16 protein-coding genes and 2 pseudogenes are annotated in these 14,020 nt (G+C 68.6%); 5 read left to right on the top strand and 13 right to left on the bottom strand.

The window, feature by feature from the left end; genetic code table 11:
• Positions 1-270: 270 nt before the first annotated feature.
• Positions 271-672, top strand: coding sequence for a RidA family protein (locus IEZ31_RS54385; protein ID WP_190258045.1), 402 nt, complete (start codon positions 271-273; stop codon positions 670-672).
• An 18-nt stretch (positions 673-690) separates the two neighbouring features.
• Here IEZ31_RS54385 and IEZ31_RS59970 read toward each other — a convergent pair.
• Positions 691-1,035, bottom strand: a pseudogene (locus IEZ31_RS59970) (NACHT N-terminal helical domain 7-containing protein); the annotation flags it as partial.
• A 239-nt stretch (positions 1,036-1,274) separates the two neighbouring features.
• Between IEZ31_RS59970 and IEZ31_RS54375 the strand changes: the two are divergent.
• Positions 1,275-1,746, top strand: a pseudogene (locus IEZ31_RS54375) (IS6 family transposase); the annotation flags it as partial.
• A 54-nt stretch (positions 1,747-1,800) separates the two neighbouring features.
• Here IEZ31_RS54375 and IEZ31_RS54370 read toward each other — a convergent pair.
• The 4 genes from IEZ31_RS54370 to IEZ31_RS54355 are packed head-to-tail and all read right to left on the bottom strand — an operon-like array spanning position 1,801 to position 5,275.
• Positions 1,801-2,457 carry a response regulator gene (locus IEZ31_RS54370; protein ID WP_190258043.1) on the bottom strand — a complete coding sequence of 219 codons (657 nt, stop codon included), beginning with the start codon at positions 2,455-2,457 and terminating at the stop codon, positions 1,801-1,803.
• Positions 2,454-3,608 (bottom strand): sensor histidine kinase, encoded by a 1,155-nt coding sequence (locus tag IEZ31_RS54365; RefSeq protein ID WP_190258042.1) that lies wholly within the window; start codon positions 3,606-3,608, stop codon positions 2,454-2,456. Before IEZ31_RS54365 ends, IEZ31_RS54370 begins: the two co-directional genes overlap by 4 nt.
• 24 nt (positions 3,609-3,632) lie before the next feature.
• Positions 3,633-4,382, bottom strand: a complete 750-nt coding sequence (locus IEZ31_RS54360; protein WP_190258041.1) for an ABC transporter permease — start codon at positions 4,380-4,382, stop codon at positions 3,633-3,635.
• On the bottom strand, positions 4,379-5,275 hold the full coding sequence (locus tag IEZ31_RS54355) for an ABC transporter ATP-binding protein (protein ID WP_190258040.1): 897 nt from the start codon (positions 5,273-5,275) through the stop codon (positions 4,379-4,381). The genes IEZ31_RS54360 and IEZ31_RS54355 overlap by 4 nt, the downstream gene beginning before the upstream one ends.
• A gap of 107 nt (positions 5,276-5,382) precedes the next feature.
• On the opposite strand from IEZ31_RS54355, the gene IEZ31_RS59965 reads away from it, so the two are divergent.
• Entirely contained in the window at positions 5,383-5,799 is a 417-nt protein-coding gene (locus tag IEZ31_RS59965; RefSeq protein WP_190258039.1) for a helix-turn-helix domain-containing protein, read from the top strand.
• On the opposite strand, the gene IEZ31_RS54345 is transcribed toward IEZ31_RS59965, so the two are convergent.
• From IEZ31_RS54345 to IEZ31_RS54320, 6 genes are read right to left on the bottom strand one after another with little or no spacing between them, the layout of a single operon-like run.
• The gene (locus IEZ31_RS54345; RefSeq protein WP_190258038.1) at positions 5,771-6,934 is read right to left on the bottom strand and encodes a TetR/AcrR family transcriptional regulator; all 1,164 of its coding nucleotides are present in this window, start codon (positions 6,932-6,934) and stop codon (positions 5,771-5,773) included. The genes IEZ31_RS59965 and IEZ31_RS54345 overlap by 29 nt on opposite strands.
• 18 nt (positions 6,935-6,952) lie before the next feature.
• Entirely contained in the window at positions 6,953-8,098 is a 1,146-nt protein-coding gene (locus tag IEZ31_RS54340) for an acyl-CoA dehydrogenase family protein (protein ID WP_190258037.1), read from the bottom strand.
• Between the two features lie 11 nt (positions 8,099-8,109).
• Positions 8,110-8,937 (bottom strand): SDR family NAD(P)-dependent oxidoreductase, encoded by an 828-nt coding sequence (locus IEZ31_RS54335; RefSeq protein ID WP_190258036.1) that lies wholly within the window; start codon positions 8,935-8,937, stop codon positions 8,110-8,112.
• A 48-nt stretch (positions 8,938-8,985) separates the two neighbouring features.
• The gene (locus IEZ31_RS54330) at positions 8,986-9,435 is read right to left on the bottom strand and encodes a MaoC/PaaZ C-terminal domain-containing protein (protein ID WP_229837278.1); all 450 of its coding nucleotides are present in this window, start codon (positions 9,433-9,435) and stop codon (positions 8,986-8,988) included.
• Positions 9,432-9,887 carry a MaoC family dehydratase N-terminal domain-containing protein gene (locus IEZ31_RS54325; protein ID WP_190258034.1) on the bottom strand — a complete coding sequence of 152 codons (456 nt, stop codon included), beginning with the start codon at positions 9,885-9,887 and terminating at the stop codon, positions 9,432-9,434. The genes IEZ31_RS54330 and IEZ31_RS54325 overlap by 4 nt, the downstream gene beginning before the upstream one ends.
• Positions 9,884-11,065: a lipid-transfer protein gene (locus IEZ31_RS54320; protein ID WP_190258033.1), complete on the bottom strand. Its 1,182-nt coding sequence runs from the start codon at positions 11,063-11,065 to the stop codon at positions 9,884-9,886. Before IEZ31_RS54320 ends, IEZ31_RS54325 begins: the two co-directional genes overlap by 4 nt.
• 160 nt (positions 11,066-11,225) lie before the next feature.
• Here IEZ31_RS54320 and IEZ31_RS54315 point away from each other — a divergent pair, with 160 nt between their 5' ends.
• Positions 11,226-12,767, top strand: a complete 1,542-nt coding sequence (locus IEZ31_RS54315; protein WP_190258032.1) for a long-chain-fatty-acid--CoA ligase — start codon at positions 11,226-11,228, stop codon at positions 12,765-12,767.
• A 136-nt stretch (positions 12,768-12,903) separates the two neighbouring features.
• Here the strand turns inward: IEZ31_RS54315 and IEZ31_RS54310 are convergent, their stop codons facing one another.
• Together IEZ31_RS54310 and IEZ31_RS54305 are read right to left on the bottom strand one after the other, a co-directional pair.
• Positions 12,904-13,302, bottom strand: a complete 399-nt coding sequence (locus IEZ31_RS54310; protein WP_229837274.1) for a MaoC/PaaZ C-terminal domain-containing protein — start codon at positions 13,300-13,302, stop codon at positions 12,904-12,906.
• Complete coding sequence (locus IEZ31_RS54305; RefSeq protein WP_190258031.1) at positions 13,202-13,492, bottom strand: FAS1-like dehydratase domain-containing protein; 291 nt, start codon at positions 13,490-13,492, stop codon at positions 13,202-13,204. Before IEZ31_RS54305 ends, IEZ31_RS54310 begins: the two co-directional genes overlap by 101 nt.
• 154 nt (positions 13,493-13,646) lie before the next feature.
• On the opposite strand from IEZ31_RS54305, the gene IEZ31_RS54300 reads away from it, so the two are divergent.
• Positions 13,647-14,020 (top strand): hypothetical protein (locus tag IEZ31_RS54300; protein WP_229837272.1); only part of this gene is annotated, 374 nt, incomplete at its 3' end.

Raw genomic sequence — 14,020 nt, 5'->3', positions numbered from 1 at the left:
CTTACGCTGACAATCACGAACCAGATGCCCTTGGCCGCGCTGGCCAACACGGTTCACTGCTACCCAACACAGGCCGAAGTCTTCCAGCGGATCGCACTGCAGCACGCCAGACCGCAGAGCTAGCTGTTCAGCTTGGGTGACGGCCTGTTGAACAACGAACGTTCAAGATCGCTAGTGCCGGATCACACCTTCGTATTCACACGCACTCATCGGCGGACTTTCGCGAAAAGTCCAGGCTTGACTGACGCCAAACGGACCAGGAGCGAACGCATGGAACGGGAAATCATCCGGGTCGAACCCATCGACAGCAATTTCGAGAAGTGGGGCGCGCCGGTGTCGACCTGTACCCGGGCCGGCAACCTGGTGTTCGTCTCGGGCATGCCGCCTTTCGACCCCGACACCGGGGAAATCCTCCCGAACGCACCGTTCGAACACCAGGTCGAGCTCATCCTCACCCAGATTAAGAAGGCGCTCGAGGCCGCCGGCTCGGACCTCGAGCATGTGCTGAAGTGCAACGTCATGTGCATCTCGGCCGAGCACTTCAACGCTTTCAACGAGGTCTACAAGCGCTTTTTTCCGAACAACCCGCCTGCCCGCATCTTCTTCTGCGTGCCGGAGTGGACGGGCCCTTTCGACGTCGAGGTCGACTGTATCGCCGTCACGAAGGACTGAGGGCATCGGCCGCCGGGCAGCGCGGCGAGCGCTGAGCGCCGCGCTCCGCGTTCCGACCGCGGCGCGGAGCGCGTCGAAGAATGATGCCACCACGACGATGGTGTGCGCCGCCTCGATCAGCTGGTAGCGCGCCATCCCGGTCGCACCCATCAATCGCAAGGTGAGTTTATCGATCAGACGTCGGCTCTGTGTGATGGCCTCGTTCTTGGGGTCGACGAGACCGAGGAACGGATCGCCGTATACTGCCCCCGCGCCCAGGATCAGGCCTCCGAGCAACGAGTCGATTGCTTCGAGCGCCGGGCGGTCGAACTGGCCGAGCACCTGCAAGGCACCTTTGAAGCTGATCGACGGCTCGATGTGCATTCTCCACACTCTGGCACCGCGCTTCGGCGTTCGGTAGCTGATTTCCGTCAGAATCCGCGTGGAGGGCTCGTCAACGTCGTCAGTCTGCTCGTGGCGGGCCGAAGTGGGCGGTGCGTCATGTAACACGAGCAGGGCAGGTCTGCCGTTGCTCCTTGGCGGACCGGCTCCGTTGCGTTTGGGCATTGGCTCGATCGAGGGACGCTTGATCGGTGAAGCTGTCGAGCCTTCGTCGCCCGGGGCTGCCTCCGAAGTCGGCGTTCGCTGGGTACCGGATTTCCTCCGGAGGTGATCGTGGTGGCCGTGCGCTGGTACCTGCGCCATGGCTTGTCGTACCGCGACGTGGAGGAGTTGCTGGTCAAGCGTGGCGTGCAGGTCGATCACGTTACGGTCTTCCGGTGGGTACAGCGGTTCACCCCGCTACTGGCGAGCCGACGCCGCCCGGTTCTGCCGCCATACCCCCAGTGACAGGTGGCATGTCGATGTGCCGTACGTCAGGGTCAACGGGGTGTGGCGGTACGCGCACCGGGCGGTCGACCAATACGGGCAGGTCATCGACGTGCTGGTCTCGGCACGCCGTGATGCCGACACAGCGCGGAGGTTCTTCCAACGGGCGCTGCCGACGTTCAGTGACACCCAGCGAGGTGGTCACGTGACCGGCCCGCCGCCGCGGTCTACCCCGGCGTGCTGGATGAGCTAATGCCGCAGGCATGCTGGCGTGCGCCGTCCTGCGCGGCCGAGCCCAGCTGACGACCGCCCGCCCGGTGCTCAGGTGCGTGGTTGGACCAGGCCGTTGTCATAGGCGAAGATGACGGCCTGGATCCGGTCCCGTGCGCCGATCTTGGCCAGGACGCGTCCGACGTGCTTCTTCACCGTTGACTCGGTAAGGCTCAAGCGTTCGGCGATCTCGGTGTTGGTGGCGCCCTGCCCGATTGCCTCGAGGACCTCCCGCTCACGCTCGCTAAGCGTGGCCAGCCGGGGATCGGTGTCGGCTATCGGTGCCGGGTCTTGCAGGTAGGCGTCCATCAGCTTGCGGGTCAGGCTGGGCGCCACCACCGAGTCTCCGCTGGCGACGGCTCGGATGCCCGCGAGCAGCTCCTCGGGGCAGGCGTCCTTGAGCAGGAAGCCGCTTGCCCCGGCTCGTAGCCCGGCGTAGATGTATTCGTCCAGGTCGAATGTGGTCAGGATCAGCACGTGGGTGCGGGAGCCGGCCGCGGTGATGCGGCGGGTGGCCTCGATGCCGTCCATGCCGGGCATGCGCACGTCCATCAGCACCACATCGGGCCGGGCCTGTTCGACCATTCGCACCGCCTCGGCGCCGGTGGCGGCCTCGCCCACCACGGTTATACCGGGGGTGCCCTCGAGCAGCATCTTGAAGCCCATGCGCTGCAGCGGCTGGTCGTCGACGATCAGGACAGTGGTCATGAGGGCTCCTTGAGGACAACGTCGACGAGCCAGCCGTTCCCGGCCGGGCCGGCGGTCACCACACCGCCGTACATGGCGGCGCGTTCGCGCATGCCGAGCAAGCCGTGGCTCGCGGCGGCCGGTGTGCCACGGCCGTTGTCGCGAACGCGTACCCGTACCTCTCCGTCGGAGGCAGCGAGAGTGACCGCCGCGGACGCGTCGCGCCCCGCATGTTTCAGGGTGTTGGTAAGCGCTTCCTGAACGATGCGGTAGACCGCGAGCTGCACGCCCTTGCCGAGGGTGTGCAGCTCGCCCGAGGTGGAGTAGGTGACCGGCAGCCCGGCGGCCCGTACGCTGGGCAGCAGCCGGTCGAGGTCGTCGATGCCGGGCTGAGGGCTCAGATGAGGGTCGGCGTCTCCCTCGCGCAGTACGCCCAGCATGCGGCGCAGCTCGGACAGCGCCTGCCGGCCGGTGTCCCCGATCAGCCGGAGTGGCTCGGCGGTCTGCTCCTCCCGCGATGTCGCCAGGGCGACGCCTCCGTCGGCCAGGCCCACGATCACTGACACGTGGTGGCCGACGATGTCGTGCATCTCGCGGGCCACCCGGGCCCGCTCGTCGGCGACGGCGAGGCGGGCCCGCTGGTCGCGCTCGACCTCCAGGCGGGCGGCGCGGTCTTCCAGAGCGACGAGGTACGCCCGGCGGGTGCGCACCGCTACACCGGACGCGATCGCAGCCACCGTCAGGCCGAGGGCGAGGAGCAACGTGAGGATGCGGTTCTGAGTGACCGGTCCGAGAAGGTAGATCTGGGCTGTCAGTATCCCGATGGTGATCCCGGATGCCCAAGCCAGCGCCCGCCATGAACCGCGGGAGGCCACCCCGAAGAGCATCACGAGCAAGATCGCCCCGGCGCCGACGCCGACGTCCAGCAATGCCTCGACTGTTTCGATGGTCGCGGTGACCAGGAACGCGGGAAGCGGGTACCGTCGCCGCCAGTACAGCGCCGGCAGCAGGACCAGCGTTGCGATCGTCGCCGATAGGGGCTTCTCGATCAGGTCTGGAATGCTGAGGAGCACGATCGGTACGGCCACCAAGGTGTCCATGACCCACGGGTGGCGCCGGCCGAAGGTCCGCAGCCGTGTCTGCCGGTCCACCAGCCGTCCCTGCGTGCTCATCAGCCGATTCTCCTCTACGCGCCGTTAAGCGTCGGTCTTCTTGAGCCCATACGCCGCTGCGGCGAGCGTCACGATCACGTATCCGGCGAAGACCGCGAGACCGGTCCACGGCGCCAGGGTGCCGTCTCCGGGGGTCAGCGCCATCACGGCGCTGCCCGCGTTGCTCGGCAGGTACGGGGTGATGGCTTCGGAGATCGAGTGCGGCAGCAGCGCGGCTAGACCGGGCACGATGAGCAGCACGCCGGCCAGGATCGTGATGGCGCCGGCGCTGGAGCGCACGAGCATGCCGAGCGCGACGCCGAGCACCGCGACCAGGCCCAGATAGAGGCCGGCGCCGAGAAGGGCGCGAAGGACGCCGTCGTCTCCGAGGTCCAGGCCGCCGACGTTGTCGTTGAGCACGGCCGACCCCAGTGCGAAGGCGGCGAAGGCGCCTGCAGTCATCGTGACGAAGGCGGCTGCCCCGGCCACGAGGCTCTTCGACCACAGTACCGGCAATCGGCGTGGCACGGCGGCGAGGGTCGCCCGGATCATGCCGGTGGTGTATTCGCTCGCCCCCAGCAGCGCGCCGAGCGCTCCGACGGACAGGGCGGCCAGGATGCTGCCGGACAGGGCCAGGTCGATCGAGGTCATGCCGTCGCCGGAGAAGGAAGCCGAGGCGATCATGCCGAAGGCGATCAGGAGGACGGCCGAGATGCCGGTCGTGATCCAGGTGGAGCGCAGCGAGGAGAACTTGGTCCATTCGGCGGCAACGACGCCCCCAGCAGTGATCTTCATCGGGAGGCCTCGTATTCGACAGCGTCGCGGGTCAGGTCCATGAACGCCTCTTCGAGGGAGGCGTTCTGTGGGGTGAGCTCGAACAGGGGGATGCCGCGGGTGGCCGCGGCCAGCCCGATCTGGCGGGCGGAGGCGCCGGTGACGAACAGTTCCTCGGCGCCGGTCGAGGTGATGGTGACGCCCGGGCTAGCGATCACCGCGCGCAGCGCGTCGGGGACGGCAGTGACGACCCGGACGCCTTCGGTGGTCACGAAGTCGGCTACGGTGGTATCGGCCAGCAGTTTGCCTCGGCCGACGATGACCAGGTGGTCCGCGATCAGCGAGACCTCGCTCATCAGGTGCGAGGACAGCATCACGGTGCGGCCCTCGGCGGCCAGGCCGGCGAGCAGGTTGCGCACCCAGAGGACACCCTCCGGGTCGAGTCCGTTGACCGGCTCGTCGAGCATCACCACGGCCGGGTCGCCGAGCAGCGCGGCGGCGATGCCGAGCCGTTGGCCCATGCCGAGGGAGAAGGCGCCGACCCGCTTGTGGGCGACGGCCGAGAGGCCGGCCAGGTCGAGCACCTCGTCGACGCGCGAGCGCGGGATGCCGTGCGTGCGGGCCAGGGCGAGCAGGTGGCTGACCGCCGTGCGGCCGGGGTGCACGGCCTTGGCTTCGAGCAGCACGCCGATCTCGCGCAGCGGGGCCTTCGACGACACGTACGGCTTGCCGTTGACCAGCACGTCGCCGGAGGTTGGCGCCGTGAGGCCGACGATCATCCGCATGGTCGTCGACTTGCCGGCGCCGTTGGGGCCGAGGAACCCGGTGACCTGACCGGGCTTCGCGGTGAACGACAGGTGGTCAACGACGGTCTTCGCGCCGTACCGCCTGGTTACTTCGCGTACCTGAATCATGCTCACCACGTTAGGCTCGCGTAGCGCCAAGGTCGTGGTACCGCAGTCGGCTCTTCCAGACCGCCGGTGGTACTCCGGTACCACCGGCAACCCGTCAGATCCAGGCGATGCGGGCCCGGAGGGAGGCCGCCAAACTGAGCCTGCGAGCCATAGCCAGACGGGCTCACGTCGACGCCGGGCATCCCAGCCGGATCGAGTCCGGCAGCCGACGTCCCACCCTTGCCGTCGCCGAGGCGGTCGACCAGGTCCTCGACGCCGACGGAGCACTCGTCAGCGTCGCCCGCCGGTCGTCGCCGTTGAGCTGGTGGCGGGGCCGAAGTCGCCGACGAACTCGGCCGCGCATTGTCGCCCTACGACTGCAACAGCACCATGAGGGAACCCTGGCCGGACTCGCCGACTACCTGGACCTGGGACTGCCACTCAAGACCTCTTACAGGCCGGAGCTGCCAGTCGTCCAGGCGCAGAGCCGGTCGGGGCCCGCGCCGCGCGCCGACGTCAGGACAACCCGAGGGCTGCTCGGCTGAGGGCGGCGGCCACGTCGGCGGCATCGGACCGAGATCGGAAGGCCGGCGTCCGAGCGAGGTCGTTGACCACCATTAACGCGGCTTGCACCGTGATGGTCGCGGCCGGGACGCCCGCGCCCGGATGCAGGCGTCGGTAGAGATGGACCCACTCGGCGACGTACTCGCGCTGGGCCATGGTCGAGGCCGCGGTCTCCTCGGCACCCAGGCTCCTGATCTCGGTGATCAGGGCGTCGACGAGCTCCGGATGGCGCATCGCGAACTGTGCGTAGATCGCGACGAGCCCGTCGAGCGCACTGCGCTCGTCGGGCGCCATCGCCAACACCTCGTTCGAGGTGAGCTGGAGGTAGCCGGTGCCGCGCTGCAGGGCGACCCAGAGGATCTCGGCCTTGCCGCTGAAGTGGAGATAGACGCTCGACGTGGCCATGCCGGCCGCCTGGGCGATCTCCTCCATGCCGACGCTGGCGTAGGTGCGCTCGGCGAAGAGACGCATCGCCGCAGCGAGCACATCCTCACGCCGGCTCGCGGGGGTGAGACCGCTCCGACGGGCGACCGGCGCCGGTGCGGGAGGCACGTCCACGTCCGCCACGCGGGACGCGACCTCCACCAGCCGCTCCTCGAAGCCCGGGCTCGCCATCGAGGTGTGATGGAAGGACGGGCTGAAGAGTGCTCCCAGCGTGGCCACGGAGAGCGCCCGAGCCTGGTCCAGCGCCAGCCGGGGACGCTCACGGAGCACGGCGGCCGCGACGTGGTCCCGGATGGCGCGAAGATGGTCGCGGACGGGCGCCCACAACTGGGCCGGCAGCTGCCTGGACTCGCGTTGCCACAGCACGGCGGAGAAGCGGTGCTCAACCGAGTACGCCGCCAGGTCGACCAGCACCGACCGGAGCGACTCCGCGCCCTCGGTACGCCGGATGAGCTCGGCGGCGACCTCACCGATGGCAGCCACGAGCAGCTCCGCCTTGCCGGGGAAGTGCCGGTAGAGCGCGGACGGGCCGACGGCGACCACCTCGGCGATGTCGCCCATGGCGACATTCTCGTAGCCTCGCTCGGCGAAGAGCGCCGTCGCGGCATCGAGGATGAGCGCGCGCCGGTTCGTCGGCCGCGTCCCCCGGACCGGGCGACCTACCTCAGGCATCTGCCCCCTCACCGCATGTCAGCCGAGCTTCAGCGACCGGCCGATGATCTCCTTCATGATCTCACTAGTGCCACCGTAGATGCGAGTCACGCGAGCGTCGGCGAAGGCGCGTCCGATCGGATACTCGCGCATGTACCCGTACCCGCCGTGCATCTGGAGGCAGGCATCGACGACGCGGCCCTGCAGCTCGGTGGCCCACAGCTTCGCCTTCGCCGCGTCAACGGCACCGAGGTGGCCGGCGTTGAGCTCAAGGATCGCCCTGTCGACGTACGTCTGCGTAATGTCCACCTCGGTCACGAGCTCGGCGAGCCGGAACCGGGTGGCCTGGAACTCACCGATCGCCTGGCCGAAGGCTCGACGCTCACGGACGTACGCGACGGTCCAGTCGAGCGCCGCCCGGGCCGAGGCGACGGCGGAGACGGCCAGCGACAGCCGCTCCTGCGGGAGGTTGTTGGTCAGACCGACGAAGCCGGCACCTTCCTCGCCAAGGATGTTCGCCGCTGGCACGCGGACGTCGGTGAAGAACAGCTCGGCCGTGTCCTGTGCGTGCTGGCCGACCTTGTCGAGGTTCCGGCCCCGTTCGAAGCCGGGCGAGCCGGTCTCGATGAGGATCAGGCTGATGCCGCGATGGGGGTGATCGCCGGTGCGGACCGCTGTGATCACGAGGTCGGCGTTGATCCCATTGGTGATGAACGTCTTGGCGCCGTTGATGACGTAGTCGTCCCCGTCGCGCACGGCGCGAGTGCGGATCCCGGAGAGATCGGAGCCCGTGCCCGGCTCGGTCATGGCGATGGCCAGGATCGTCTCCCCCGTCGCAACGCCCGGCAGCCAGCGCCGCTTCTGCTCCTCGGTGGTCAGGTCGAGCAGATACGGCATGCAGACGTCCGCCTGGAGCGTCGGACCGAGGATCGCCGGGCCGACGCCGAGGGCCGCGGCTTCCTCGAGGAGCACCGCGTTGTAGCGGAAGTCGGAGATGCCGGCACCGCCGTACTCCTCGGGCACGGCGGCGAACGCACCCAGCTCGGCGACCTGGGTGAAGAGCTCACGCGGCACGATGCCGTCGCGGTCCCAGTCGTCGTAGTGAGGCACGACCTCCTTCTGCAGGAACGTGCGCACGCTCGCGCGGTACGCGTCGTGCTCGGACTCGAAGATCGTGCGGTCCATCGGCGCCTGCCTCAGATGTGGAAGCCGCCGCCGCAGACGAGCGTCTCCCCGGAAATGTAGTCGGACTCCGGCAGCGTGAGCAGGTAGACCGCCCCGGCCGCCTCCTGCGGGGTGCCGGCCCGCCCGAGCGGGATCTGGGTCTCCATCGCGTCGAGGATCTGCTGGCTCACGCCGACCTTGAGCTTCCGACCGGCGACGTCGATCGTGCCGCCGTCGCTGGCCGCCGCGGTGAGGCGGGTATTGATCACGCCGAACGCCACCGTGTTGACGGTGACGTTGTAGCGACCCCACTCCTTGGCGAGCGTCTTGGTCATGCCGGTGACGCCCGCCTTCGCGGCGGCGTAGTTGACCTGTCCGGCGTTGCCGCCCAGTCCAGCGATCGACGAGACGTTGACGACCTTGCGGCAGGGCACCGGCTCTCCGGCTGCCGCGCCGGCCTTTGCAGCCGCGGAGATGACGGGCTGGGCCGCACGCAGGATCCGGAACGGCGCCGTGAGGTGTACGTCGATCATCGCGCCCCACTGCTCGTCGGTCATCTTCTGGATGACCGAGTCCCAGGTGTAGCCCGCGTTGTTGACGATGATGTCGAGACCGCCGAAGGCGTCGACCGCGGTGTGGACGAACCGCTCGGCGAAGCCGTCCTCGGTGACGCTGCCGACGACCGCGACCGCCCTACCGCCGGCGGCCTCGATGTGGGCAACCGTCTCCTTCGCCGGCGCGTCGTCGATGTCGTTCACCACGATCGCCGCGCCCTGCGAGGCGAGCTTGACCGCGATCTCACGTCCGATGCCGCGACCGGATCCGGAGACGATCGCGACCTTCTCGTTGAGCGTGCCCATGGGCTTCCTTTCGTTTCGACCGGGGACTCGGTGGTGGGAGTGAGAGCATCAGCCGATGCGAATGTCGGCGTGGCCGATCAGCGTGACGGTGCCATCGGCGAGAGCGACCTTCAGATCGACGCGCGCGACGCCGTCCTCGACGGCAGACACGACGCCGGTGCACGTCGGCTGGGCGTGGACGGGTGTGATGGCGGCGAAGCGCACGCCGAAGCTCAGGATCCGCTCCTGGGGAACCCAGCCGGTCAGCAGTCGGCCGAGATAGGCCATCGACAGCATGCCGTGCGCGAACACGTCGTCGAACCCTGCGGATCTGGCGACGTCGAGGTCGATGTGGATCGGGTTGGTGTCGCCGCTGGCGCCGGCGAAGAGCGCGAGGGTGGACCGAGCGATCGGTGCCACCGCGAGCGGCGGCAGCTCGGTGCCCGCATCGAGGACTCGCCCGTCCATCGGGGCCGTTTTCCCGGTCATGCACCCTCCGCTTCGCTCCGAGCCGGTCATGCGGCCGCCTCATGGTGCCGGACCACGAGGACGGACTTCGCGGTGGCCACCAGCGTGTCGGCGCGATGGAACGCGGTCTCCTTGACGATGAACTCCATCGCACCGCCCCGCTTGTCGTAGACGTCGGTGATCCTGTCCTCGAGGACGAGCGTGTCGCCGGCGTACGCCACCTGCCGGTAGTCGAAGGCCTGCTCGCCGTGCAGCACGAACCGCAGGTCGACGCCGAGTTCGCCGAGGTAGCCGAGCGGCTCGTCCCGCTCCAGGCCCATGGTGAAGAAGAAGGTGGGAGGGACGGGCACGTCGGGGTGTCCCGCGGCACGAGCAGCGTCGACATCCCGGTAGATCGGGTCGGTCTCGCCCGTCGAACGCGCGAACGCGCGCAGCCGGCCGCGCTCGACTTCGAAGGTCAGCGGGGCGAACGGCAGCGACAGGGCTCGGTCACGATCGATCATGCGCCGACTTTCTCGTAGAGGGTCACGACCGCGGCCCCGCCGAGGCCGATGTTGTGCTGGAGGGCGAGCGTGACCCCGTCGACCTGACGCGGCCCGGCCTCGCCTCGCAGCTGCCAGGTGAGCTCGGCACACTGAGCCAGTCCGGTCGCCCCGAGCGGGTGCCCCTTGGAGAGCAGGCCGCCGGACGGGTTGGTGACGACGCGACCGCCGTAGGTGTTGTCGCCGTCGAGGATGAATTTCTCAGCGGTACCTTCGGGGGTCAGCCGCAGCGCCTCATAGCTCAGCAGCTCGTTGGTGGTGAAACAGTCGTGCAGCTCGACGACTCTGATGTCGGCCGGGTCAACGCCGCCGGCCTCGTAGACCTCGTCGGCGGCGCGCTGCGTCATGTCGTAGCCCACGAGGCGGCCGAGATCGCCGTCGAACGTGCTCGCGTTGTCGGTCGTCATCGCCTGCGCAACGATCGCAACATCCGCCCGCAGCCCATGGGCAGCGGCGAACTCCTCGCTGACGATGACCGCGGCAGCCGCGCCGCACGTGGGCGGACAGCACTGCAGCCGCGTGAGCGGGCCGAAGATCCGGGGGGACGCCAGCACCTCGTCGACGGTGACGGCACCGCGGAAGACGGCGAACGGGTTGTTCGCGGCGTGCGCGCGGGCCTTGACCGAGATCCGCGCGAACGTCTCCGGCCGGGTCCCCCACCTCTCGGCGTACTCCGCACCGGCCGCGCCGAAGAGTTGTGCGGCGAACGGCGCCTCGCTGACGCCGTTCTTGGCCTCTGCGATCTCCATGAAGTCCGCAAGCGGGCTCTGGCGGTCCGGCCACCTGATCTGCAGCGCACCCCGCTCCATCTGCTCGAACCCGAACGCGAGCACACAGTCGGCGACGCCGCTGGCCACCGCCTGCCGGGCGAGGTAGAGCGCCGAGGATCCGGTCGAGCAGTTGTTGTTGACGTTGACGATCGGGATGCCCGTGGCACCGACCTGATACAGCGCTCGCTGACCGCTCGTCGAGTCGCCGTACACATAGCCGGCGTACCCCTGCTGCACCCGCTCGAGCGTGATTCCCGCATCGGCCAGCGCGGCACGCACAGCGGCCGGAGCCATCACGTCATACGGCTGGCCCTTGCTGGGCGTCGCGAACGGGATCATTCCAACTCCGGCTACCAGTGCGCGGCGCATCGGAATCACCTCCATGTGGCTCGATTGGAAGAATCGTTCTTCACTTAGCCTGTCACACAGCCTTGATTCCGGGTCAGGTGCGACCTACTGTGTAACGCAGATCACGCACATGATGATTCACTAGCGCGCGTTCCGACCGGCACCCGAGGGGACCATCGACATGCAGCTCACGCAGTCGCTCCGCAACGCGGCGCAACGCGATCCGGGTCGCACCGCCACGATCTATCGGCGCCGCACGCGAACCTTCGGCGAGACGATCGACCGGGTGTCACGGCTTGCCGGGGCGCTCTGCACGCTCGGCGTGAAGGAGGGCGACCGCGTCGGGATCTACTCCCTCAACAGCGACCGTTACCACGAGCTGCTCTTCGCCGTGCCGTGGGCGGGCGCCGTGGTCAACCCGGTGAACGTGCGCTGGAGCCCGGCGGAGATCGCGTACTCGCTGCGCGACTGCGGCACCGACGTCCTCTTCATCGACGACACCTTCGCGCCGCTCGTCGACGAACTGAAGGACCGCGCGCCCAACCTGCGCACCGTCGTCTTCTGCGGCGAGGGCGAGGCACCACCGGGGTTGCTCGACTACGAGAGGCTGGTCGCCGACACCGCTCCGGTAGAGGACAGGGGCCGCGGCGGCGACGACCTCTACGGCGTCTTCTACACCGGCGGGACCACCGGGGACCCCAAGGGTGTGATGCTGTCGCACCATGCCTGCCTGGCCTCTGCGATGGGCAGCCTCGTGACCACCGACATCCTCGGACGGGGCGGCGTCCTGCTGCACGCGGCCCCGATGTTCCACCTCGCCGACATCGCGGCCTGGAACATCGGCAACCTGACCGGCTCGACGCATGTGATGGTGCCGTCGTTCACACCGACCGGCGTCATCGAGGCCATCGAGAAACACAAGGTCACCGACACGCTCCTCGTGCCGACGATGATCCAGATGCTCGTCGAAGCACCCCAGGCCGCCGGCGCCGACCTGTCCAGCGTTCGACACGTGTTGTACGGCGCCTCTCCGATCTCCGAGACCGTGCTCGCCAACGCCCGCGCCACCATCTCGAACGCCTCGTTCACGCAGGCATACGGCATGACCGAGCTCGCCCCGGTCGCCACCCTGCTCACCGCCGAGGACCATCAGGACCCGTCCCTCGCCCGCTCGTGCGGACGTCCCGCCGCCCAGTCCGAGTTGCGCATCGTCGACGCCGACGACAACGAGCTTCCGCGTGGCGAGGTCGGCGAGATCGTCGTCCGCGGCGACCACGTCATGACGGGCTACTGGAACAATCCGAAGGAGACCGAAGCCGCCCTCCGCAACGGTTGGATGCACACGGGCGACGCGGGCTACATGAACGAGCGCGGCTACGTCTTCCTCGTGGACCGCATCAAGGACATGATCATCACCGGCGGAGAGAACGTGTACTCCGTCGAGGTCGAGAACGCCGTCGCGAAGCACCCATCCGTCGCCCAGGTCGCCGTCGTCGGCCTGCCCGACGAGCGGTGGGGCGAGCGCGTGCACGCGGTCGTCGTCCCCCGCGAGAACGCGAGCGTGACGCTCGAGGAGATCCAGGACTTCTGCCGGCCGATGATCGCCGGATACAAGCTTCCCCGCAGTCTCGCCCTCGTCGACGCGCTGCCGATCTCGGGCACGGGCAAGATCCTCAAGCGCGAGCTCCGCAAGCAGCACTCCGAGCCGCCATCAGGTCAGTAGCACGTCTCGTTGGTGCGCTTGCACAGGCGGCTGCAGCACGAAGTCCGCCGACCCGGCGACGGCCACCCCGCCACCCTTCCGAGCGCAGGTCAACGCCACGGCGACGAGCACCTGCTCCCCGACGGCTCGACAGCGGTCACCTCGCGCAGACGAGTACGTCGCCGGGCCACACCTGCTCCTTGAACCGCACGGAGAAGCGGCGAACGGTGTCGGCGCCGAGCCAGTCGGTGGCATAGGTGGCCAGCAATCCTGCTTGGAACATCCCGATCGAAAAGACCGACGGAAAGCCGACCCCCTGTGCCAGTGGCTCGTCGTAGTGGAGCGGGTTGAGTCGCCCGACGCTCCGGCGTAGCGGACGAAGTCGGTACGCGTGATGGGTCCCACGAGCTTGCGCGGACCCGCATCGCCCACGGCGGGCACCGGCAGTATCTCGGTCACGCGGTCGCCTCCGTGGACACGGCCCCGCTCGTGGACGGCGTCCGTCCGGTCTCGACGAGCGTGGTGCGCTCCTCGGCGACCAGCACTCCGGCGGCATCCCGGAACTCGTTGATCAGGACAGCGAAACGCAGCACCCCGCCGCGATTGCCCTGCTTCTCGTACCGCTCGCCCAAGCGGGGCGTGACCGTCAGCGTCTGCCCGGCCTTCGGCGGCGCGCCGTGGAAGATGAACTCCTCCCCGGCATGGAGGACGCGCTGCAGGTCGAAGTCCGGCGGGAAGACACCCACGCCCTCGGACCACAGGTACTGCGCCGTCGTGAACGTTTCTGGTCACAGCACCAGTGAGGCTCCGCCTCGGACCGCCGAGGTGGGTGGCTGGGCTGGTCAGGCCGGTGCTGGGGGTTCATCCTCACTGCTACGGGGCCATGTGGGGAGGACCGTGATGGCGGCGCGTCTGTCGAGAGTGAATCCGGTGACGGTCAATGACGTGCTCGACGGGCGGAAGCTGCTGGAGATCGACTGTCTGGACCGGATCTATCTATCGTTGACGGTGCCGAGCCTGGTGGTGGGCGGGCAGGTGGTCGGCTTCCTCACCGGACATGAGGGCCAGCCCATCCCGTCGCCGGCGCTGCTGGAACGCCGGGGGCAGACGTTCCGCCGGGCCGTGGAGTCCTTCGCCCGGTCCAACAACATCCCGGTCATCACCTTCGCCGGCAAGAAGGATCAGCGCCGTCCGGGGGTGCTCGCCGACACCCCATGGCCGGAACGCAAGATCGACCAGGTGATGCCGCTGATCCGTAAGGCCGCCGCCACCGG

The sequence above is a fragment of the Dactylosporangium sucinum genome, assembly GCF_014647515.1.
Lineage (GTDB): Bacteria > Actinomycetota > Actinomycetes > Mycobacteriales > Micromonosporaceae > Dactylosporangium > Dactylosporangium sucinum.
This window is presented reverse-complemented; position numbering and strand designations above follow the sequence as displayed.

Bases quoted from the DNA above. Each gene is read 5' to 3' on its own strand.
- IEZ31_RS54385 (WP_190258045.1), top strand. From the start codon at position 271: ATGGAACGGGAAATCATCCGGGTCGAACCCATCGACAGCAATTTCGAG.
- IEZ31_RS54370 (WP_190258043.1), bottom strand. From the start codon at position 2,457: ATGACCACTGTCCTGATCGTCGACGACCAGCCGCTGCAGCGCATGGGC.
- IEZ31_RS54365 (WP_190258042.1), bottom strand. From the start codon at position 3,608: ATGAGCACGCAGGGACGGCTGGTGGACCGGCAGACACGGCTGCGGACC.
- IEZ31_RS54360 (WP_190258041.1), bottom strand. From the start codon at position 4,382: ATGAAGATCACTGCTGGGGGCGTCGTTGCCGCCGAATGGACCAAGTTC.
- IEZ31_RS54355 (WP_190258040.1), bottom strand. From the start codon at position 5,275: ATGATTCAGGTACGCGAAGTAACCAGGCGGTACGGCGCGAAGACCGTC.
- IEZ31_RS59965 (WP_190258039.1), top strand. From the start codon at position 5,383: ATGCGGGCCCGGAGGGAGGCCGCCAAACTGAGCCTGCGAGCCATAGCC.
- IEZ31_RS54345 (WP_190258038.1), bottom strand. From the start codon at position 6,934: ATGCCTGAGGTAGGTCGCCCGGTCCGGGGGACGCGGCCGACGAACCGG.
- IEZ31_RS54340 (WP_190258037.1), bottom strand. From the start codon at position 8,098: ATGGACCGCACGATCTTCGAGTCCGAGCACGACGCGTACCGCGCGAGC.
- IEZ31_RS54335 (WP_190258036.1), bottom strand. From the start codon at position 8,937: ATGGGCACGCTCAACGAGAAGGTCGCGATCGTCTCCGGATCCGGTCGC.
- IEZ31_RS54330 (WP_229837278.1), bottom strand. From the start codon at position 9,435: ATGACCGGCTCGGAGCGAAGCGGAGGGTGCATGACCGGGAAAACGGCC.
- IEZ31_RS54325 (WP_190258034.1), bottom strand. From the start codon at position 9,887: ATGATCGATCGTGACCGAGCCCTGTCGCTGCCGTTCGCCCCGCTGACC.
- IEZ31_RS54320 (WP_190258033.1), bottom strand. From the start codon at position 11,065: ATGCGCCGCGCACTGGTAGCCGGAGTTGGAATGATCCCGTTCGCGACG.
- IEZ31_RS54315 (WP_190258032.1), top strand. From the start codon at position 11,226: ATGCAGCTCACGCAGTCGCTCCGCAACGCGGCGCAACGCGATCCGGGT.
- IEZ31_RS54310 (WP_229837274.1), bottom strand. From the start codon at position 13,302: ATGCCGCCGGAGTGCTGGTCGCCGAGGAGCGCACCACGCTCGTCGAGA.